The 22,026-nt window shown below is 37.8% G+C and carries 19 protein-coding genes, 2 pseudogenes, 2 riboswitches and 1 other annotated feature; of the genes and pseudogenes, 1 reads left to right on the top strand and 20 read right to left on the bottom strand.

Annotation, left to right across the window (positions count from 1 at the left end; genetic code table 11):
* Positions 1-5: 5 nt before the first annotated feature.
* The 15 genes from I7822_RS06935 to I7822_RS07010 form a co-directional block, all read right to left on the bottom strand.
* Positions 6-890, bottom strand: a complete 885-nt coding sequence (locus I7822_RS06935) for a GHMP family kinase ATP-binding protein (RefSeq protein WP_207976392.1) — start codon at positions 888-890, stop codon at positions 6-8.
* A 210-nt stretch (positions 891-1,100) separates the two neighbouring features.
* Positions 1,101-1,670, bottom strand: a complete 570-nt coding sequence (locus I7822_RS06940) for a nitroreductase family protein (protein ID WP_207976394.1) — start codon at positions 1,668-1,670, stop codon at positions 1,101-1,103.
* Positions 1,658-2,449, bottom strand: a complete 792-nt coding sequence (gene cobA, locus I7822_RS06945; RefSeq protein WP_207976396.1) for a uroporphyrinogen-III C-methyltransferase — start codon at positions 2,447-2,449, stop codon at positions 1,658-1,660. The genes I7822_RS06940 and cobA overlap by 13 nt, the downstream gene beginning before the upstream one ends.
* Before the next feature lie 241 nt (positions 2,450-2,690).
* On the bottom strand, positions 2,691-4,208 hold the full coding sequence (locus I7822_RS06955) for a cobyric acid synthase (protein WP_207976398.1): 1,518 nt from the start codon (positions 4,206-4,208) through the stop codon (positions 2,691-2,693).
* Positions 4,201-5,577 carry a cobyrinic acid a,c-diamide synthase CobB gene (locus I7822_RS06960; RefSeq protein WP_207976400.1) on the bottom strand — a complete coding sequence of 459 codons (1,377 nt, stop codon included), beginning with the start codon at positions 5,575-5,577 and terminating at the stop codon, positions 4,201-4,203. The genes I7822_RS06955 and I7822_RS06960 overlap by 8 nt, the downstream gene beginning before the upstream one ends.
* Before the next feature lie 19 nt (positions 5,578-5,596).
* Positions 5,597-6,721 carry a cobalt-precorrin 5A hydrolase gene (locus I7822_RS06965; protein ID WP_207976402.1) on the bottom strand — a complete coding sequence of 375 codons (1,125 nt, stop codon included), beginning with the start codon at positions 6,719-6,721 and terminating at the stop codon, positions 5,597-5,599.
* Entirely contained in the window at positions 6,718-7,491 is a 774-nt protein-coding gene (gene cobM / locus I7822_RS06970) for a precorrin-4 C(11)-methyltransferase (protein ID WP_207976404.1), read from the bottom strand. Before cobM ends, I7822_RS06965 begins: the two co-directional genes overlap by 4 nt.
* Positions 7,491-8,192 carry a precorrin-2 C(20)-methyltransferase gene (gene cobI / locus I7822_RS06975; RefSeq protein ID WP_207976923.1) on the bottom strand — a complete coding sequence of 234 codons (702 nt, stop codon included), beginning with the start codon at positions 8,190-8,192 and terminating at the stop codon, positions 7,491-7,493. The genes cobM and cobI overlap by 1 nt, the downstream gene beginning before the upstream one ends.
* Entirely contained in the window at positions 8,192-9,403 is a 1,212-nt protein-coding gene (gene cbiE, locus I7822_RS06980) for a precorrin-6y C5,15-methyltransferase (decarboxylating) subunit CbiE (protein ID WP_207976406.1), read from the bottom strand. Before cbiE ends, cobI begins: the two co-directional genes overlap by 1 nt.
* The gene (locus I7822_RS06985; RefSeq protein ID WP_207976408.1) at positions 9,387-10,505 is read right to left on the bottom strand and encodes a cobalt-precorrin-5B (C(1))-methyltransferase; all 1,119 of its coding nucleotides are present in this window, start codon (positions 10,503-10,505) and stop codon (positions 9,387-9,389) included. Before I7822_RS06985 ends, cbiE begins: the two co-directional genes overlap by 17 nt.
* A 3-nt stretch (positions 10,506-10,508) precedes the next feature.
* Positions 10,509-11,156: a precorrin-8X methylmutase gene (locus I7822_RS06990; protein ID WP_207976410.1), complete on the bottom strand. Its 648-nt coding sequence runs from the start codon at positions 11,154-11,156 to the stop codon at positions 10,509-10,511.
* A 20-nt stretch (positions 11,157-11,176) separates the two neighbouring features.
* Entirely contained in the window at positions 11,177-11,953 is a 777-nt protein-coding gene (gene cobK / locus I7822_RS06995) for a precorrin-6A reductase (protein ID WP_207976412.1), read from the bottom strand.
* Complete coding sequence (locus tag I7822_RS07000) at positions 11,950-12,837, bottom strand: sirohydrochlorin chelatase (RefSeq protein WP_207976414.1); 888 nt, start codon at positions 12,835-12,837, stop codon at positions 11,950-11,952. Before I7822_RS07000 ends, cobK begins: the two co-directional genes overlap by 4 nt.
* Before the next feature lie 21 nt (positions 12,838-12,858).
* The gene (gene cobJ, locus I7822_RS07005) at positions 12,859-14,499 is read right to left on the bottom strand and encodes a precorrin-3B C(17)-methyltransferase (RefSeq protein ID WP_207976417.1); all 1,641 of its coding nucleotides are present in this window, start codon (positions 14,497-14,499) and stop codon (positions 12,859-12,861) included.
* Positions 14,500-14,546: 47 nt separating this feature from the next.
* Positions 14,547-14,927, bottom strand: a complete 381-nt coding sequence (locus I7822_RS07010) for a (2Fe-2S) ferredoxin domain-containing protein (RefSeq protein ID WP_207976419.1) — start codon at positions 14,925-14,927, stop codon at positions 14,547-14,549.
* A 296-nt stretch (positions 14,928-15,223) separates the two neighbouring features.
* Positions 15,224-15,408, bottom strand: a riboswitch (cobalamin riboswitch).
* A gap of 516 nt (positions 15,409-15,924) precedes the next feature.
* Positions 15,925-16,123, bottom strand: a riboswitch (cobalamin riboswitch).
* Positions 16,124-16,444: 321 nt separating this feature from the next.
* On the opposite strand from I7822_RS07010, the pseudogene I7822_RS07015 reads away from it, so the two are divergent.
* Positions 16,445-16,567, top strand: a pseudogene (locus I7822_RS07015) (hypothetical protein); the annotation flags it as partial.
* A gap of 473 nt (positions 16,568-17,040) precedes the next feature.
* Here the strand turns inward: I7822_RS07015 and I7822_RS07020 are convergent.
* The 5 genes and pseudogenes from I7822_RS07020 to I7822_RS07040 all read right to left on the bottom strand — a co-directional run.
* Positions 17,041-17,604 (bottom strand): annotated as a pseudogene (locus tag I7822_RS07020) (iron-containing alcohol dehydrogenase); the annotation flags it as partial.
* 428 nt (positions 17,605-18,032) lie between these two features.
* Positions 18,033-18,488, bottom strand: a complete 456-nt coding sequence (locus tag I7822_RS07025) for a hypothetical protein (protein WP_207976421.1) — start codon at positions 18,486-18,488, stop codon at positions 18,033-18,035.
* 96 nt (positions 18,489-18,584) lie between these two features.
* A complete protein-coding gene (tyrS, locus tag I7822_RS07030; protein WP_207976423.1) occupies positions 18,585-19,832 on the bottom strand; it encodes a tyrosine--tRNA ligase in 1,248 nt (415 codons plus the stop codon).
* 42 nt (positions 19,833-19,874) lie between these two features.
* Positions 19,875-20,096: a binding site (T-box leader), on the bottom strand.
* A gap of 3 nt (positions 20,097-20,099) precedes the next feature.
* On the bottom strand, positions 20,100-20,612 hold the full coding sequence (locus I7822_RS07035; protein ID WP_207976929.1) for a MarR family winged helix-turn-helix transcriptional regulator: 513 nt from the start codon (positions 20,610-20,612) through the stop codon (positions 20,100-20,102).
* A gap of 96 nt (positions 20,613-20,708) precedes the next feature.
* Positions 20,709-21,890: an MFS transporter gene (locus I7822_RS07040; protein WP_207976425.1), complete on the bottom strand. Its 1,182-nt coding sequence runs from the start codon at positions 21,888-21,890 to the stop codon at positions 20,709-20,711.
* Positions 21,891-22,026: the final 136 nt, after the last annotated feature.

Consider the following 22,026-nt stretch of genomic DNA (forward strand, 5'->3'; position numbering starts at 1 on the left):
ACACCTCATGAAAGAATTAGGTTTTTCGAACCTAGATATAGGTTCTTATGACAGTAATAAAAAGGGGTTGTTTTCGTTTGATGAATGAATTCTTCTATCAGTAATCGATTTTTTTCAATGATCGATTTGGTAGGATCAAATAATATTCCGAGTACGGTCCCACTATGAGCAACAACAATTCCACCTTCACATAGACCTGCTAATCGTTCAATCTCCTTAAAATAACGCTTTGGCAGTGCTTTTTCACTTACCTTTGCACTCATTGTAGAAGCTTGGCAGATTAAGGTTAGGTCTTTCTTCTTTATCCCTTCTTTTATTAAATGAAAGGCATGAATAAATGTCTGATGATCAAGTTCGGTATATGGCTTCCTTCGTTTATTAAATTGAATGGTATCAATACGACCGCCGATATCTATTCCAATGATTCCATATGGAGGTAAATCACCGAACGAATCAATGAGTTGGCCATTGATATAGTCATAAGCAACAGTACCTTCATACATCACTCCATCTGTGGGCTCAATCTCTGTAGCTATGTTAGAGATCACTTCATGGCTGAGTTGAATGGAATAGCTATGAGCTACGGCTCTTATAGATGCTACGATATCAGCTGAACTACTTGCCATTCCCTTCCCCCTAGGAATATTAGAAAAGAGATGTAGGGTTCCCCCACCGGATAGATTAAAAAGCTCAAACATTTTTTTGCATGCCATGACAGCTTTTGTTTGGGAAGGTTGTGCGATAATATTCATCTTTATTGGGTCAGGAATAAAAGTAGCTTTACTCTTCAGTAGTGGGACAGGAAGGGTAATTAAAAAAGGCTGTTGGTTTATTACTCCTTGTGCGAGCTCGCCAAATGTACCATTGCAGGTGCCATACCCTATTTGCATATTGAAAACCCCTATTTTTCTCTTAATCTAGTATACGTACGTTGATATAGAACACGACAAAGTGAAGAAAAGAATTAAGCCTATTATCGTTGAGATATTCATAATCTTAATCGTTCGCATAATATCAGCCGCCTTCGAGAGGGAAATTTAATAAATTGAATCATTAATACTCGATTGACTCATTTATCATCCCTCTTCCTTCTATTTGTTTTATAACCAAGTCGTTTTTTCCTCAAAGGACGTTCTCTTTGAAGGCTTCATTTTTTGAATCGACTCTTCGTCAGGATATCCTACAAAAATATTCCCAATCACTTTTTTGTTTTCTGGAGCTCCAATAAATTGATGTAATCGCTCATCATGAACGAGTCCTACTCCCCTTGTTCGCCAAACAAAACCAAGCTCCAATTCTTTTGCGGCTAGCCACATAGAATGAATAGCACAGCAAACCGCATATTCATTATCCTTTGTTGCTTCTTCATCTCCAGGAACAACGTCGGATGTCACAACAATATGTACTGGTGTGTTTGTTAACACCTTTAAAGAGCTATTGACTAAATGTGGCTTTGTAGGAAATCTCTCTTCTAAATATTCCTTAGCGAGAGCTTCGTAACGTTTTTTTGCTTCGCCCTTTATAACAAAAAAGCTCCAAGGTTCTCTCATTCGGTCATTTGGTGCCCAAGTTGCCACTTCTAGTAATCTTTTGATTTTTTCTTCCTCTACCTCTTGGTCACGGTAGTCACGAATCGCGCGTCGACTGCCTAGCTCACTTATGATTGACATGCTTCGGTCTCCTCCTTATGATCTAGACTCATTTCTTCAAACCATTTAATTTTTTGGCGAAGGTTTACGACTTCACCAACAATAATGATAGAAGGGTGCTTTATTCCAGCCTGCTGCACTAATTTTTCGATTGTTCTTAGTGTCCCTGTTAGGGTTTTCTGTTTGTCAGTTGTTCCCCATTGAATAACAGCAACAGGCGTGTCCGCTTTTTTTCCATTTTCGATAAGCTTTTTGCATATATAATGTAAGTTGCCCACACCCATGTAAAAGGCAATTGTATCGATTCCTTGAGCTAGTGCGGACCAATTAAGATGATCCTCTTGTTTTTCAGCTCGGCCGTGGCCTGTCACAATGGCGAATGACGAGGCATAATCTCGATGTGTAACAGTGATTCCGGCATAGGCAGGTGCGGCAATACCTGATGTAATCCCTGGAACAATTTCAAATTTAATATCCTGCTCAGCCAGTACTTCTGCTTCTTCGCCAACTCGACCAAATACACATGGGTCTCCCCCCTTTAAACGGGTAACTACTTTTCCCTCTAAAGCCTTTTCGACTAAAAGGTCATGAATTTGTTCTTGAATCAACTCATGCTTTCCAGGCAATTTTCCACAAAAAATTAATTCTGCCTCAGGTTTTGCGTGGTCTAACAATTGTTTATTCACTAATCGATCATATAAAATGACATCTGATTTTTGGATACACTCTAATCCGTAGACGGTAATTAATTTTGGATCCCCTGGTCCTGCCCCAACTAAATAAACGTTTCCTTTGGTCAAGATTATCCCTCTCTTCTATTCAATTATTGCTTTTTGGTGATACCTGCTGATTGAAATGTCGCCATCTCTTTAAGCATAGAGGTAGCTGACTGTAAAATAGGAAAGGCTACGTCAGCAAGCTCAATAGCTTATTCTTCTAATCGTCCAAGGCTTCCAAGCGGCTTTGTTAACGTATCAATGTAGGAACGAACGCTATCTCCTACTTGTTTATTTACCGATGGAAAGTCAGGATAATTGTGAATCATATTGATAAACTTCTTTGATGGAAATTCTCCATTTCCTGTTGAATCACATCCATATCAACATGCTTACGAACATGATCAGCTAACCGGTCGAAAGCTTCCTCACGCAATTGGTTGAAGGAAATACGATTTTCAATTGGGTCTAACCCTTTTCTTTTTCGAATTGTATTTAGGTACTCTGTGCGGAAGGAATCGTTGTGAAAAATTCCATGAAAATAGGTTCCTATTACTTGATCATTTGAAGTTTTACAACCATCCTCACGATCATTTAGCTGAATAAACGGCTCATGAATTGCTTTATTGTTGGTTTTACCCATGTGTATCTCATAGCCTTTTACATGAAAGGTTTTGTCATTAAATATTAGCTCTCCCTCTGATAGAAGAGTGGTTTTTTCTTTAGTCATCGTCGTTGTGAAAGGGAACAACCCGAGAGCATTCATAAATCGATGGGGAGACTCAACCGCATCTGGATCATGAATTTCAGATCCCAGCATTTGATAACCACCACAAATACCAAAGATATAGCATCGCTTTTTTTGATATAGCTCCAGTAATCTTTGAGCAATTCCACTCTCTCTTAAAAATTGCAGATCCTCTAACGTATTTTTACTTCCAGGCAAAATCACTAGATCTGGCTGCTTTAGCTGGTCTTCTCTTGTAATAAATCGAACATGACAGTCAGGTTCCTGGAAAAAAGGATCAACATCCGTGAAGTTCGAAATTTTCGGGTATTGAATGACCGCAATATCGATTTCTTTTTCGTCATTTAAAGTTGATGTATATTGATTTAAAATAACAGAGTCCTCCGCATCTATATTTAAATTGGGAAGATACGGAATGACGCCTAATACTCGTTTCCCTGTATATTCCTCAAACCATTTAAGACCTGGCTCAAGTAAACGAACGTCTCCTCTAAACTTATTAATGATTACCCCAATGATTCGATCATGGTCTTCTGGCTCAAGTAGCTGAAGGGTTCCAACTAGGCTTGCAAAAACCCCACCCTTTTCAATATCCCCAATTAAAACCACAGGTGCATTCGCTATTCTAGCTACTCGCATATTAACGAGCTCACGATCGTTTAAATTAACCTCTGCTGGGCTACCAGCACCTTCTATGACAATCCGATCAAATGTATCTGAGAGATGTGTAAAAGACTCTTCGATTAATTTCAAACCAGTTGAAAAAAAGTTTTTCCGATACTCGCCAGCTTCCATATTTTTATAGGGCTTTCCATGTACAACAATTTGAGATTCGTAGTCACGATTTGGTTTAATTAAGATCGGATTCATATCGGTGGTTGCTTGGATAAATGCAGCTTCCGCTTGAACACCTTGTGCCCGCCCAATTTCCTTGCCGTCGATCGTAATGTAGGAATTTAATGCCATGTTTTGTGATTTAAAAGGGGCTGTTTTGTAGCCATCTTGAGCAAAGATCCGGCAAAATGCTGTGACAATCACACTTTTCCCTGCATCAGAATGGGTGCCCTGAAACATGATAGGTAACGCTTTACCCATATGCTTTAATCTCCTTACAAAACTTGATCCAATTTCCGACTAATTCTGGACAGGAAGCAAAATGAAAATGAGTATATCCTGCAACAACATGATGTGTTAAGCAACCTTCAAGCTTTGCGCCTCTCATTCCTTTTGTTTCATAGGCATGCTGTATCTCTATATTTGGTTCAAAGGTTGAGTAATGGAACTCGTGACCTCTTGCTTTCTGATTTTCATTGATAAGGAAATTGCCCAGTCGCCCACTAATTTCTCGATAGCCTAGTGCAACTCTTTTCGTGTGCATCTTCACTTCGCCCGAAATGATTCCGACCATTTCATAACGAGTACCATCTGTTGTTTCAATTGAATCGGTTAGGAACATAAATCCCCCACATTCAGCAAGTGTTGGTATCCCCTGCTCAATAGCATACTTGATCGTTTGTTTTGCTATGTGACTTTCTGCAAGCTCCTTTGCGAACTCTTCTGGAAATCCTCCACCGATATAAAGACCATCTATATTCTCTGGTAATGGTTCATTAGCTAGTGGAGAAAAGTAAACAAGCTCAGCACCTTGAGCTTCTAAGATTTCAAGATTTTCAGGGTAGTAGAAATTAAAGGCAGCATCTTTTGCTACAGCAATTTTTACAGATTTCTCATGCTTTTTTTCAAAAAGAGAAAAGGGTATTTCTGTATCGATTGGACCTGCTTGAGATAATTCAAGCAATTGATCGATATCTACTGTTTCTAGGATAAGGTCACCTAATTTATCAAAAAAAGAATCCAGCTCTCCTCTTTCAATAGAAGGGATGAGCCCGAGATGTCTTTCTGGTATTTCAATGTCAAGCTCACGTTTTAAATAACCAATAACTGGTACATTACATTCCTGCTCAATCGCAGTTTTTACTAGCTTAAAATGACCTTCACTTCCAACTTTGTTCGCAATAACTCCAACAATATTTGGGCCTTTAGAAAGCAACTGAAATCCTTTTACAATGGCAGCTGCACTTCGAGCCATGCTGGCACAGTTCACAACAAGCAAAACAGGACTTTCAGTAATCATGCTGATTTCTGCCGTACTACCTTCATTTGTTCTTGGATCTTTGCCATCGTAAAAGCCCATTACACCTTCCATAATCGAGATATCTGCCCCTTTGCTTCCATGAGTAAAGATATCTAACACAATCTCTTTGGAAAGCATCCAGCTATCAAGGTTGCGAGATACTCGATTTGTAACAGCTGTATGATAAGAAGGATCAATATAATCTGGCCCACATTTAAATCCTTGTACAGTTAACCCTTTTTTTCTTAATGCTGACATTAAACCGATTGTTAAGGTTGTTTTTCCAACACCACTTCCGGTTCCAGCAATCACGATTCTTCGATCAGTCACCTAACAAACTCCTACCTCTCTAATAAGGAATAATGCCAACAGATATCGTTACATTCCCTGATTTTTTCTTTGTGAGTAAAAGAGAGTGAGTACCACTGTATAAGCGGGCAGCAGGTTCACTCACCCCATACGCACCCGTAAATTTATAAACCGTTTCAGAGGGAAGCTCCATTTGAACTGTATTTAGTTCTTCAGCTGTATAACACATAAATTCCCATTGATATTTTTGTACGACTTCAATGATTCCTTCTTCATCTTTTTTCAGATCAATGGAACAAATCGCTTTCACGCTTTTAATAGAAAACTGTAATTCCTGTAAAGTATCTAGGATGACTTGCTCTATTTCTTCCTTTGACGTACCACGGTTACAACCAATACCCAGGACAATTACCTTTGGTCGATAAAGAACTCCGTTTTGAAGAATAACTTGTTCATCCTCAGTCAAATTTCGGTGTGTCACAACAAGGGCTGCTTTCGGCTTCGCTTCTATGGCACTATTTATCGTTGGATAGATTTTTAATGTTTCTGGAAGTGGCTTATCATATGTCCACCATTCTTTTTCACCTGATTCCTGGATAATAGCGACGTGTTCCTCATTGACAACAGATGCACTAACAGGTGTTAATTTGTCTGCACTTTCCCAAACCCAGCCAAACCGACTTCCAAATAAATCAACAGGAATGGTTTTTTGGACGTCTGAAGCAGTTGTTATGACTGGTGTTGCCTGCAACAATTCAGCAACTTCCCTTGTTAGCTCGTTTGCTCCACCTAAATGACCGGATAATACGCTAATCACATGCTTTCCTTTATCATCAATGACAACAACAGCAGGATCAGATTTTTTATCCTTTAAAAGAGGAGCAATCATTCGAACGACAGCACCTAAAGAGATAATCATAATAATCCCTTTATAGGACTGAAAAAGTGTTGGTAGAAGCATTCGGACATTTCCTTCAAAAAGAGAAATATTTCGATCACTTTCATCACCCTTTTCAAACTTACTCATGTAAAATAAATCAGTTTGATGAAAGTTCGCATGTAAATTGCGTGCTAACTCTACGCCGTGCTTCGTGATGGCCACAATCGCATATGTTCCATTTTGGTTCAGTTTGACTGGTTTTCCTTCTTCTAAAACAAGTGTCATTCTTTCACTCCTTTACGAAAACCATGAGTGAAGGCTTTATCATAAAGCTTTGATTTAAAGTCCTTATGATGAATGTCTTTATCAAGAGCCCAACCAGCTAAAATCATCGCTTGTTTACGAATTCCATTTGTTCGCATATCATCATCAAGGTGCTCTAATGTTGATCGAACAATTTTTTGATCAGGCCATGTTGCTTTGTACACGACTCCTACTGGTGTGTCTTTACTCCAGCCCGCATCTAAAAATTCCTTTACAATCTTTTTGGTGAGGGTCGCACTTAAAAACAAGGCGATTGTACAATTGTGCTTTGCTAAATCTCTAAGTTTCTCAGCGTCAGGAACAGGTGTTCTTCCTTCTGCACGAGTCAGAATAACTGTTTGGGTAAGCTCAGGAATGGTTAGCTCTGCACCTAAGGCAGCAGCTGATGCAAAAACAGAGCTTACTCCAGGAATAATTTCAACATGAATATCTTTTTTGTTTAAGATTGCAATTTGCTCCATGATGGCACCATAAACGGCAGGATCTCCAGTATGGACACGGACTACCTTCTTTCCTTCTTGAACGCGGTCCACCATCACTTCAACCATTTCTTCAAGGTGCATGCCTGCAGTTTTAATGACTTCTGCTTCAGGTTTTGCTTTTTCAATCAGTTCCGTGTTCACTAATGAATCAGCATATAATACCACGTCAGCCTCTTGAAGAAGCTTTAACCCTTTTACCGTAATTAAATCAGGATCTCCAGGTCCAGCCCCTATGATTGTGATTTTCATTATTTTCTCACCACCATTAATGTTAAATATTCGAGTTCTGCTCGGTCTAACTCGCGAATGTCCCAAATGATTTCTTCATCAGATGTTACCTTTGTTACAACGGATGCTTTTTCAACTAAATCAAGCTCACGTAAAATTTTTAGCATTAGATCCATTACCTTCGCGACTTTAATGAAAATCACACAATCATTCTCGACAATGGCTTTTTTCATTGTTTCATAGTCGTCTCTTGCAGGAATGATGGCAACATGGTCATCTCCTTCTGCTAAGGCAATTCCTAGTCTTGAAGCAGCACCATTAATGGATGAAATGCCAGGAACTGTTTGGATGTTCACCTCTGGGTAGCGCTCTTTTACAAGGTTCATCATATGAATAAACGTACTGTATAGTAGAGGATCTCCTTCTGTTACAAACGCAACATCCTTGCCAGTTTTAAGCTTTTCCCATACAAGCTCTACCGTATTGGACCATTCTCGTTCAAGAATGTCTGGATCCTTTGTCATAGGAAAGACGAGTCCTAACATTTCCTTTTCTCCAGGTGTTATGTATACATCAATAATTCGTTGGGCGTAGCTTTTGCTGCCTTTTCTTTTTTTCGGATACGCAATAACAGGAGCTTCTTTTAGCTTACGAAAGGCTTTCACTGTTAAAAGCTCTGGATCTCCTGGTCCTACACCTAAACCGTATAACGTTCCTATCATCATTTTTCCCCTTCCTTATGCTTTGCAGTAATAATATAGATTGGATTTAAGGCATCGAATCGTGTGAGATTTAAAATTGGTTTGCTTCTAGAAATTTGTGATAGGGTAATATTGACCTCAAAGCCATTACGTTTAAAGCCTTCAACAGCCTGGTATAAATTTTCAATTGTAACGGCATTTAACACGATTCTTCCATCCTGCTTTAAGCGGGTGCAGCAAATAGATAGAATTTCCTCCATCCCACCAGCAGTTCCACCGATAAAAATAGCATCAGGGTCTGGAAACTCCTCTAATTTGTCCGGTGCTTTACCTTGAACAACTGTAAAATCCGTTCTAAATTTCTGCATATTTAAGCGACAGTTTTCTAAATCGTAGTCATTTTTTTCAATCGCATATACCTGTCCCTCTTTTGCGATCAAACAGGCCTCAATTGCCACCGAGCCCGTGCAAGTGCCGATATCCCAAACAATACTCTTTGAAGAAAGTTTCATTTCACTTAAACTAAGAGTTCTAATTTCTTTTTTTGTTAATAGTCCTTTTTCAGGTTTTCTTTGATGAAATTCCTCATCATCAATCCCAAACGACCATGTTTTTCCTTTAGAAGTCTTTTTTAAAATGACAACATTTAGCGAAGAGAACTCCATGTTTTCCATTTGCTCTAGCTCGTAAAAAGTATAGCGCTCATTTTCTCCACCAAGATTTTCCGCAACAAACGCCTTATATTCATTCATACCAAAAGAGCGTAAATAGCGTGCAATCTGAGAAGGACTGTTTGTAGCATCAGTAAGAATGGCAATTTTTTCACGCCCATTGATTCGCTGGGCAAGACCTTTCATGCTTCTTCCATGAACACTTACGATGTAGGCGTCCTGCCAGCTTTCATTCATCTTTGAAAAGGCTTGTTGGAGGGAACTTAAATAAGGATAAACTTCCACATTTAGCTTTTTCGCAAGGAAGCTACCAATTCCATAAAATAAAGGATCACCTGAAGCGAGTACAACGACATTTCGCTTTTCCTTTTCTAGTTTCGTGACTAGTGACGACAATCCACCTTTAATCATCACTTTTTCTCCGTGAAAATCTTGAAAAAATGAAAGTTGTCGCTCTCCACCTACAAGTACATCACTCTCGTAAATCCACTTTTCATAGATTGGAAGAAGACTTTGTTTTCCATTGTCTCCTATTCCAATCACCTTAATTTTCTCCGTCATCTTTACCTGCCTTTCCAAGTAATGTACCCTTCATTGTGTACAAACTTGTTTCAATCGAGATTCCACCACCAATTTCCTTTAATCCGGATGAACAGCAATAGGTGCAAAGCAGAGTGAAAAAGTCATGATAGCCATTTTCAAAAAGTAAATCACCTACTTGTGATGCGGTGTTTGCTTGTTTAATCATGTCAAGTAGCTCTTCATCGTTGACCCCTGCTTTCATTGCTACATTTGCAAGGAAGTTGAAGTCAATCGGTGCACTTTTTGAATGAACCATCATCACTCCTTGTGCAACCTTTGAAAATTTCCCCATCATCCCGACAAGAGAGACCTTCTTAATTCCTTGGCGTTTGCATTGTTTAAGGGTAAAACCTACAAAGTCCCCCATTTCAATAAATGCTTCCTCTGGAAGATCTGGATATTGCTGCATCCCATATTTTTCACTTCGTCCACCTGTTGTGATGACAACATGCGTACATTGACTAGCCCGGGCTACACTAATCGCTTGAACGATACTTGCCATGTAGGCGGAGCTTGAAAATGGAATAACGGTGCCTCTCGTCCCTAAAATTGAAATCCCGCCAATAATACCAAGGCGTTTATTTAAGGTTTTTTCCGCCATTTTTTCTCCATCAGGAACGGATATGATAATGGAAATGCCTCTAGTAATCCTATGGGCTGTAAGAACTTCCTCAGCTGTCTCAAGAATCATTTTCCTAGGGACAGGGTTAATTGCTGCCTCGCCCACAGGGACAGGAAGCCCATCCTTTGTCACACGACCAACACCAATTCCGCCATCAAGTAAGATTCCTGGTTTGTCACTCCAAGATACGGTCGATTTAATAAGGGCACCGTGTGTGGCATCTGGGTCATCACCTGCATCCTTAATCGTCCCTGCCTCAGCAAAATCAGATTCCACCACACAGCTTTCCATGTCAAACGTAACAAATTTCCCTACCGGCAAATAAATCGTGCTTTCTGTTTGTTGTTCACCAGTGATTAAGGCAAGCAAGGCCGCTTTTGTAGTAGCCGTTGCACATGCACCTGTTGTATAGCCTGAACGCATTTCCTTCTTATCTTTCTTTTTGGCTTTTCCGTCCATGGCTTATTCCTTATCAGCAAGAAGGGAGATTGCATTTAATGCTGCAACCGTGACCGTACTACCACCTTTTCTGCCTACATTCGTAATAAATGGAACGTCTAATTTTGCTAATTCTTCTTTTGATTCTGGTGCTGAAACAAATCCAACTGGTAGCCCAATCACTAAACTTGGCTTTGCTTCCCCTTCTTTAATTAATCGAATTAATTCAAGTAATGCCGTTGGCGCATTCCCAATTGCAAAGATCCCACCATCAAATTGCTTAATGGCTTTTCTTACTGAAATAATAGCGCGAGTTGTGTTTAAGCGTTTCGCTTCCTTCATGACATCTGGATCTGAAATGAAGACATGGACACCACCACCATGTTTTTCAATTCTTCCTTTACTCACTCCAGCTAAAATCATTTGAACATCCACATATACTTGTTCTCCATTACGAATAGCATCAATTCCTGCTTGAATGGCTCTCTCATGAAATTGCATACTATTGCCTAAATCAAAATCAGCAGATGCATGAACAACACGTTGAACGACCTTGTATTGTTCATCTGTAAAGGAATGTTCACCGAATTCTGAATCAATCATATTAAAGCTAATGCCTTCAATTTCCTGTGGTTGAACGGTAAGTGGTTTAAATTCTGTTTTAAAATCCATCTTTTACTCCTCCTATTGCTTCAACATTTTTCTTTCGTAAGAATCTTTTTTAAATAGCTGAGAACACTTGGGAAATCGGAAAAAGCATTTCCATATTGAATCTTTGGTCTTTGGATCATGATCGTTTCAATCCCTAACTCTAATGCCGCTTCTAATTTTTCATCAACAGATCCTGCTTTCCCACTTTCCTTTGTGATCATGGTTGTTACGCTATATTGCTTGTATAAAGCAGAATTAAATTCCTTTGTAAAAGGTCCTTGAATGGCGACAATGTCTTTTTGTGGAAACCCAAGCTTTTCGCATTTTTCCATATTGTCTTTCCTCGGCAGCATACGAGCAATCACACGTATATCAGGTTGATCCAACAATCTACGAGTAAATGTTTCTAATGTTTTACTTCCGGTTGTTAGCATGATGACACCCTTTTTTTCAGCCGCTAGCTCTGCAGCCTGATCATAGTTTTCAACCAATGTAATTTTAGGGTGGTGATAAGATTGTGACTCACGCTCATAGCGGATATAAGGAATTCCCGCTTCTTTTGCACCTAAAAGGGCATTTTTACTTGCCTCTTCAGCAAAAGGGTGACTAGCATCAACAACCGCTTTAAAGCCTTGTTCTTGAATGATGTTGACAAAGTCCTGATGCGTTAATCTTCCAACATAAACATCTAATCCAACCTTTTGCATTTCTTTTCCTGCATTTTCTGTTACAACAGTAGTCAGAATACGGTATCCAGCTTCTTTTATAGTCAAGGCTAATGCTCTAGCATCACTTGTACCCGCTAAAAAGAGAATCATAGTTTTTGAGCCTCATGTTCATGGTGATGATGATGGTGGTGATGACCATGGTCGTGATCATGATGATGGTGATGATCAATATGCTCCATCGCCTCAATTCGATAGACACATGTATCACAGTTCATTTTCACTTCACCAAGCAACGCCTCTTGAATTCGGTCGTTAATAATGGTTTTTAATCTTGAATGGAACCCGAAATAACCGGCAAGCTTGAACTCAATCCCTGGATGTTCTTGCTCAAACTCTTCGATCATGTTTTCAAGGCGTTTGATTAAAATGCCGGTAAAAAGAAAATAGGGAAGGATGACGATCCTTTTCGCTCCTAACTTGATACAGCGTTCAACGCCTTCTTTAATTAAAGGATCAGTTACACCCATAAAAGCAGGCTCCACAAATTTGTAGTTTAGCTTTTCCCATAATAGGCGAGTAATTTTATATAAATCACTATTTGCATCAGGGTCACTACCCCCTCGGCCTAATAAAATGACAGCTGTGTCAGGATCTTCTTCATTTATTTTCTCGCCGACTTCTTCTAAACGACTTTTACAAATTTCCATTACTTCCTCATGAATGCCGAACGGTCTCCCATAAGTAAACGAAACATGAGGGTATTTCTCCTTTGCCTCATCAATCGCCGCTGGAATATGAATTTTTGAATGCCCAGCTGCAAGTAGCATAAGTGGAATGACAAAAACACTTGTCGCACCCTTTTCCACGCATGTTTGAATGCCTTGATCAATAGTTGGCCTTTCAAACTCTAAAAAACACGTTTCGACTAAAAGCTCTGAATCTAGCTGTGGCTTTAATGCTTCAATGGTTTGCCTTACCTGTTCATTTCCTTCTGGGTCTCTACTTCCGTGTCCTACTAGTAAAACTGCTTTCATATGCCTCTCCCCTATCCCTATTTAATCTCCACATGGAGCTGGTTCAATTTCAATCTTTGGTGTCATGTCTTTATATGTATAGCCTTGAATATTACCAACACGTTTAAAATATTTAAATAATCTCTCATTTGGATGGCCTTTTTCTTTGTATTCATAAACAATATTTTCAATAACCTCGACGATTTTGTCTGGCTCTATCCCTTCCGCTACAGGCTGACCAGCGTGAGCTGTTCTTCCTACTGTTTTAGCACCTAAGAATAAATCGTATTTCCCTTTTCTAAAGATGATACCAATGTCTTCATTTACGGCGCCAAAACATGCCATACCGCAGCCGTTGAAGCCAAGTTTTAACTCCTTAGGTAAATCAAGTCCGCCTAGTTTTTGATGGAGCTCTTCCGCATGAGGGATCGAATCCTTCTTTTCCCCTTCACAGAAATCACATGCTTTTAATTGAAAAACATCACCGATTGGTTCTAATAGAAAACCAACATCACCTAACTTTTCCGTGATAACATCTGGTTCACTAGTTGGGATTCTTAAAATAATTTGGTGGTGTGGTGTATATTCCATTGAGCCCTCGCTACCAACCACCTCGGCAAGTGTCATCATTTGCTGTGGTGTAAACTTCTTATTGGCAATACCAGGGCTAACAGCCAATTCAAAAATTGAGGTTACCGTGTTAGTCACTGGAATTTGTTCATATAGCTGGTTTTCGTTTGCTGACTTATTCGTAACACGGTCCACTTTTTGAAGAGCCTCTAGAGCAATTTGTAATGAGCTTTCGTCATTTTTTTTCGACTTAGCTTTTTTGGTTGGGGCCATATCGTTAACCCCTTTATGAAGCGCCCAAGGTTCGTTTTCGTGTCTAAGACGTTCATGTGGCTTTAATCGCTGCTCAGATGTACTTAACGTGTACTTTCGTTGATAGCCTCTAGGGGTGATCATTTTATTGTCATATAATAATGTTGTTGAATTCCCAATTACAACGGTTGTAAGCATTCCGATATCATGATCAAGCATATGTTCAAGGTCGGTGATGACGATTTGTTGTCGATCCCGATAGGCGCTTTTGACAAGTCCCACTGGTGTAGATGGTGATCTATAGTTTAATAGGATTCTTTGTGCTTCTTGAATTTGTCTAGTCCGGCGACCGCTCTTTGGGTTATAAAGTGTAACAACAAAATCTGCTTGTCCCGCTGCATCGATCCGCTTTTCGATTAAATCCCACGGGGTTAAATGATCACTTAGACTAATCGTGCAAGCATCATGCATGATAGGTGCTCCTAATAGGGAGGCACAGGAATTAATCGCCGAAATTCCTGGAATTACCTCTACGCTAACACCTTCGGCTTCCTTCCAGCCTTTTTCAATCAATACTTCATAGACAAGTCCTGCCATTCCATACACTCCAGCATCACCGCTTGAAATAACCGCTACCGTTTTCCCTTCTTCAGCAAGGCGGACCGCTGCTTGGGCGCGGCTTACTTCCTCTGACATTCCAGTACTAATAATCTCTTGATTTGTTAATAAATCTTGAATGAGTTCAACATATGTTTTGTATCCGATTATACAATCGCTCTCTTGTATGGCATCTTGAGCCCTTTTTGTCATATGCTCAAAGCTTCCGGGTCCAAAACCAATAACAAGTAACTTTCCTAGCAATGAATATTCCTCCTTTTAAAAAACGTATCAAGTTCTCGTATCTGAAACTAAATTTTGCTTTTTTGTTTATCTATTCCAACAATAGATTTTGAATGTTCAGGAGCGGCAAAACGCTGTTGATCATATGTGTAAATCACACTTTCTTCTACGACTTTTCCACCTACAAGGTGATCATGGACAATTTCTTTTGCTAAATCAGGGGAAGCTGCCTTGTACCAAACGCCCTCAGGATATACCACGAGAACACAAGCATCCTTACATCTTCCATTACAGCGCGTTCTTGTTGTGTGGATTTTATGGTCCATTTCTAAGTTTGTAATTTCCTCCCTGATCGCCAGTGTTACTTCCTCGCCACCCTTTCTCATACAGCTACTTCCATTGCATATTAGGACATGGTGTTGTGTTTCGGTTAAGTTCCAAGTCGTCATCTCAACACTTCCAATCTATTAAATTTAGGAAAAAAACAAAAGCGCAAGCGCCTTGATCAGCCTCGGGCAAATCAGATGATTTAGAATAGAAGGCGTTCTTTGCCTTCAATTCTAAATTAGCTTATGACCTCGAGGGGCTAGGCGCTGGAGCTGGATGTCGTGCGCTTATCCACAGTCAAGAATTTTATAATTTCCTGAACGATAAAAAATGCACCACTATATAGGTAGAGGTGCATAAAAAATACAGCTACTAAAATAGCATTTTTCACTACACGTCTACCTATATGCCCGTAGGTATCAGTTATGAAAAAAAGGTAGGTCTCCTGACTAAGGGTCATAGCTTTTTTACGTCTTCCCAACTAGAATCAGTGACATTGTGTAAAAAAGCTCACCATAACAGTGGCGGGTACCGTGTCGGCTTTTCACCGACTTCCCTATTAAGCACAACAAGTTGTCATGCACCTTTTTCTCAATATATTAAATTACTCATCTTAACGTATTACTGAATTTAACAAAATATGTCCATTTTAAAAATATCAAAGGTACAAAAGCGAAAGCGCCTTGAACAGCCTCGGGCAAATCAGACGCTTAAGAATAGAAGGTGTTCTTTACCTTCAATTCTTAAGTGGCTGTAGACCCAAGAGGGGCTAGGCGCTGGAGCTGGATGCCTAGCGCTTGTCCACAGTACTAGAATTTTATAATTTCCTATACAGGAACAAAAGCTCAGGGCGCCTTGACAGCCTCGGGCAAATCAGTCGCTAATGAATAGAAGGTGTTTTTTTACCTTCAATTCATGAGTGGCTGTAGACCCAAGAGGGGCTAGGCGCTAGAGCTGATGCCTAGCGCTTATCCACAGTACTAGGAATTTTATAATTTCCTAGACAACAAAAAATCCGCTCAGGTTTAACTGAGCGGATGAAAAGGCAAATAACGAAAGCCTCCAAACTAGAATTGATTTGGTTGCGATCGTCTCACCTTCTCACCTCCCGAAGAAATTGAAACTTTATAAATTAAGACAGGTCTCCTGACTTGTGCTTCACCCTACTTTAAGTCCTTCCCATATACGCACCTTTTGTTAAAAGCACCATATACAGTGGTCAACTTATTTCGTCCACACTTACAGTTGCGGGGACAGTTCTGGAATTTCACCAGATTCCCTATTAAGCCTATTTGGCATCTTAATTTACTGCTTTTATAATGATAGAATATTTCTAACATGAATATTTAATGTCAATAGCTATAATCATATAGTAACTTTCGGTATTTTTCAACGAATAGTTGGCGATTAAAAACGGTTGTTCGGTAATAAGTCCTCTGAATCAATAAAACTGTAACCTTTGTGTCTGTTGTTAACTTATTTTAATATCCCGAGAACTTTACTCTATCTTAGAGTTATAATTAGTGTTTTTGTTGTGATAACTCAACCTTTAGTATCTCACGCATAAGAATTTCTTAATGACTAAAAGGTTCAAATCAAAGAAAAGATTTCAAGGTATTAAACAAGTAAATATGATGAATGTTTAGGACTGGTTGGAGAAAGTGGTAGAGGAAAAAGTACGCTTGCTAAATTAATTATTAAGATTGAAACAATAGCTGCAGTAAGCGCAAGCAGAATTTACTACCTGTTTTATAATTTTTAACGCTTAGCGCATCCCACTAACTACAATCTTCTGTCACAGCAAAAAGCAAAATGTTTAACAATAATGCTCTGTAAATCTATGGATGTTGTTTATATTTTAATGAACCAAAGAATTAAGATTACATTTAAGAAGGCAAGCAAGTTTACACGAGCTTGCCTTTATCTATGTGATGAAGTGTTAAAAAAGTAGCAGGTTATTGCCTCATTTGGCTTCAGAACTTCTTTTCAGGGAAGTTAAATTCTTTCTCTTCACTAGTCTTTAAAAAACGAACCATTTTGTCCTCTAAGTTTTCCTTTGGTTTAAAATTGCCTTTTGGAAGGAAGTCTGTGGAATACCTATCATCTCTTCCCTTACGTGGTGGGCGTTGAAGAATAAGAAGAGGTTGGTCCCTTAGATATATATATAGCCTTTTTACAATCGATTGCCGGAAACAGAATCTGTCCACTTTCCATCTATAAAGTTTATAAAGTTTGTCATTTAATTTTAACACCCTCTCCAATAAATGCTTTTTCTAATATTTTAAGTACATCATCTTTCGTTGCATCTACTGGAGTTGTCATCATAGATACTTCTTCTTCTAAGGTTTCTTCTGCCAACAGGTTAAGTTGTTCTCTTTTTATACCTAATTTATCGAGACTAGGAATCTCTAAAGCTACTGCTAATTTTTTCACTGCTTCTATAGCCTTTTTGCTTCCTTCTGCTTCGGAAAGATTTTCAGTATTTAACCCCATTGCTTGAGCAATCTCATTATATTTTTTCTGAACGACTGGATCTTGTGCATTATATTCCATTACATAAGGTAAGCCACAAGCATTAGCAACACCATGTGGTAAACCACAATGTGCACTTAGAGGGTGTGCTATTGCATGAACTAAACCAAGTAATGCCGAATTAAAAGCATACCCCGCTAACATACTGCCTAAAAGCATATTTGAACGTGCTTCAATATTTCCCCCTTCAATATAAGCCTTCTCAAGATTATTAAAGATGAGCTCCACAGCTTTTAAAGCGTTTATATCCGCTGGTAAAGAAGCTAATTTTGACGTATAACTATGTTTTTAGTTAATCAGACTTCCTATCATTTCTAATATTAGATATTCATATTTTTCGAAAACGCTTTCTAAATTTATTATATCATTTTAAAATCATGAATTTAAATACGAAAAATGTTTGTGTTTAATATTAAAAAAATTAAAGTTTCTGTATGTATTCAATGTGGCAATAAAAGTGTGTAATGTAACAATTAAGATTGCTAATTCCCCCAAAAGTATTTATGTTCGCTATTTATATACAGAAGAAGGATCAAAAGCATTGTGCTTTTTGATCCTTCTATATTTAAGAGAACTTGGAGTAGGCTCAAGATAAAAGAGGGATGAGAAAATGAATTCTAGCCCTCTTTTATGCTTTAAATATTCTTTTATAAACAATTTCTATGGTTTAAAACATTGTAATTTCAAAGTTCAATCTAGCGTTCATTCTCAAAGACTTTCTCCTGCCACATTTGAAACAGATAAATAGCTAAAGCTACTGCAATCATTATTAAGAATGAATTAAAGTCCGACATTTCACCTGATGCCATCCCAAGTTTATGTTGTACAGGATACCATAAAAAGCTATACAATCCATCTAGTATTAAATTAACCACTAAATATATCCAGAACTTCCCGTATGTGAATCTAAATATCCATATAGTCGCAACTAAATATGCACTGTAAACCCAATGAACAGAAGCAACCTTATCCCATTCAAAAAGCCCTGATTCCTTCCACCAATTGAAATGATATGCAGCTTGATATATTAGAGTATTTATTACAGTAACAAATAAAGCAACTGGCATAAATCTACGAAGATTTGAACCACCTATGAAAAATAAGCTTAACCAAGGTAAGATGAAAAGTGTCCAAGATATAATTTCTTTCATCTTCAACATCCTTCTTTATAGAATAAATTTAGGATCCCCTAAAATATTATTGCTATACTTTTTGTAAGGACGTTAGTAGAACAAACAGAAACAAATCTACTTCATCTCAATTTTCACAAACTTCCTTTTTCCCACTTGTACAATTAACTCATCTGTTATAGAAACTTGTAATTGAGGATCTTCTACTTTATTCCCATTTATCTTTATTCCCCTGTTTTCAATCATTCTTCGCGCTTCACTTTTGGAACTTAGTAATTTTAAGTCAACAAGTAAATCTAGAATCGATATTTCCTTATCACCTTCCCAAATAACAACCGGAATCTCGTCTGGCATTGTCCCTTTTTGGAAAACGGTAACGAAATGATTTTCTGCCTTTTCTGCTTCATTTATTCCGTGGTACATTCTCACAATCGTTTTAGCAAGTAGCATTTTTGCATCTCTAGGATGTAAGACACTTTTCTCTAAGTCAGCTTTTATTGATTTGATTTTATCTGGTGTAAAATCCGTTATTAATTCAAAGTATTTGCTCATGAGTTCGTCTGGAATTGACATGGATTTCCCATACATTTCTTGGGGGCTCTCATCAATACCAATGTAATTTTTCTTAGACTTAGACATTTTTTCAACACCATCAAGTCCCTCTAACAATGGCATTAACAATGCAACTTGTTTTTCTTTTCCGAACTTTTCTTGGAAATGTCTACCCATTAAAATATTAAAATGCTGATCGCTTCCACCTAACTCAATATCACTTTCTAACACCACTGAATCATATCCTTGCATTAAAGGATAGAAGAATTCGTGGAGTGAAATAGGTTTTCTAAAAGCCATTCTTTCCTCAAAATCATCTCTTTCTAAAAGTCTAGCTACTGTTATTTTCCCTGCTAATTGAATAACATCCTCAAAATTGAGTTGTGACAACCATTTTGAGTTATAGTGTAGTTCAACTTTTTCCATATCGATAACTTTTGCGAATTGCTCAAAGTATGTTTCAGCATTATGCTTCACTTCATCATCTGTTAACTGTTTTCTAGCTACTGATTTCCCTGTTGGGTCACCAATTTTCCCGGTAAAATCTCCAATAATTAGCTGAATGATATGTCCATTCTCTTGGAATTGTCTCATCTTATTGAGTACAACCGTGTGACCAAGATGTACATCAGGAGCTGATGGATCTAAACCTAGCTTTATTTTCAATGGACGATTTTCTACTACAGACTTTGTTATTTTCGCTTCTAACTCTTCATTTGGAATAATTTCTTTCACACCTTGACTGTAAATAGCAAGCTGTCTCTCTACTTCTAATATTTGTTCTTCGGTCAATTTTGCATTTATTTCGCTCATGATTAATCCTCCTTAAATAAATATAAAAAACCACATCCCTAAAAAAGGGACGTGGTTTGACTTTTTACACGCGGTACCACCCTTATTGAAGAATAAACATTCTTCCACTCAACGATTAACGGCTCGTCCGTTCTATGCTGCATTCTACAACAAAGAAAGCTCAAGGAATGTAATTCATGGTTATCTTTGTGTCGATTCACACCGCCATCGACTCTCTGAATACAGGGAGATAACCACTACTGTATTTCCCATCTTAGCTTTTATTTATTAAAATTTGTTTTCCCTAATCACTTTTCTAAGTAATTTAGCAAGAAGAGCTTGTTCATTAACATCCAAACTAGATACAATTTCAACTTCACCAGAATGGAAGCTTGGATATAACTCTTCAATTACTTTTTTTCCTTTTTCAGTTAACAAAACAAACGTATTTCTTCTGTCTCTGTTATCAACTTTTCTATAACATAAATCTTTTCTTTCTAGTGTATTTGTTATGTTACTTATTGTGGCCTTTGATACTCCAGCTGATTCTGCAAGTTTTTTTGTTTCAAGAGAATCCCAAATCCATAAATCATAAAGGATGGAAAATGAAGTCCAGGAAAGTCCGTATTCTGATAGAATTTCTTGTTCCATTTTATTTCTGAGTCCTTGCGCAACTCTATAAATATTTGTACAAACAGCAATCGACTCTAAATTAAGTGAATCTAATGGTAATTTTGTCAAAAGACTAATTGTATCTATTTCCTCCGGAAGTAATCCACCGTCTCCGTTATTTTTATGAATATTATTCACCTACTCTATTTTATCGTTAGCTATGAAACGATAATATCAAAAAAATAAAAAGAAGGCAATATTGTTATTAAATTCAATTAAACAATTTTACATTTGCATCGTACCTTTTTTTACAATCGTTTTTTTACTATAATATGAAGCTAAATAAACGCCAAGAAAAATGACAAAGATGAATGCTGATAACATATACATGGTTGAATAAGAAGTTATTCCAGCGATAATACCTAATATAAAGGCTCCAATTCCAATTCCAAGATCAAAAAAGTTATAAAAAGTAGCTGTAGCTATTGTTTGCTTATCATTTGTAACTCTATTTATAATCCAAGCTTGAATTGTTGGAAATATTGCACCATACCCAATTCCATAAAAAGCCCCTGAAATCAAAAGCATTGTTAAGCTAGTAGAATAAGCTAAAAACAGAATGCCGATTAAACAAAATATTGCACCAGGTACTAGTACGGGAAAGGGACCGTATTGGTCAAATACCCTACCGGCAACGAGCCTAACTAAGAACTCAAACAATGGTACGATTAAGAAAAAATATCCTATATTATCTATATTTGATTCTTTTCCAAACAATGTAATAAAACTCAGTATACCTCCATAAGAAACCCCAAGTAGCATCACAAAAAATGCTGGGAATACAGCTTCTTTTACAATAATTCTTTTATACCATTTTTCCTGTTTATGTGATTGATCAGGTTCCTTAATATGAGAGGCTTTTATAAAATTGGTAAAAAATAATGTAGCAACGAGTACCAAACAAACAATAATAAAGAAATGATTAAAATTCCCATCTTCAATTAATAGAATCCCAATAAACGGTCCAATTGAAGCTGCTAAAGTCGCTCCGATTGCAAAAAATCCAAGTCCTTCTCCTCTTCTACTTTCCGGTACAATTTCAGCAGCAATCGTACCATATAAAGTAGTAGCAAACCCAAAGCCAATTCCATGCAGTAGTCGGAACATTACAATGACAATTGCTATAGCGGAAAGATAATAACCAGCACTAGCTAGTAGACAGATAAATACTCCTATCAATAACAAGGATTTTTTTCCGAATTTTTTTACTCCCCAATCTGTGAGTGGTCTAGATAAGATTGCTGTTATAGTAAAAATCCCCATTATGATACCAATTGATGAATCTGTTCCTCCACCTGCAGAAATAAACGCGGGAAGTGTAGGAAGAAGCATTTCAAATGCTAAAAATAAAAATGTGTTAGATAAAGCTAAGAAAATAAAATCCTTTGTCCAAAGTTGTTCTTTCATTTCATGACACCTTTCAAGTAGATTTAAGCATTTTAAATGGTTTGAAAATAAATCCACTCCTTTAATCATAATTTCTAATCGTTAGCTATGAAACGATTTTAGCAAACAAAGAAATTTAATGCAATATTTATTTAAA

The organism is Metabacillus bambusae, assembly GCF_017497975.1.
In the GTDB taxonomy this organism is placed as follows: Bacteria; Bacillota; Bacilli; order Bacillales; family Bacillaceae; genus Metabacillus; species Metabacillus bambusae.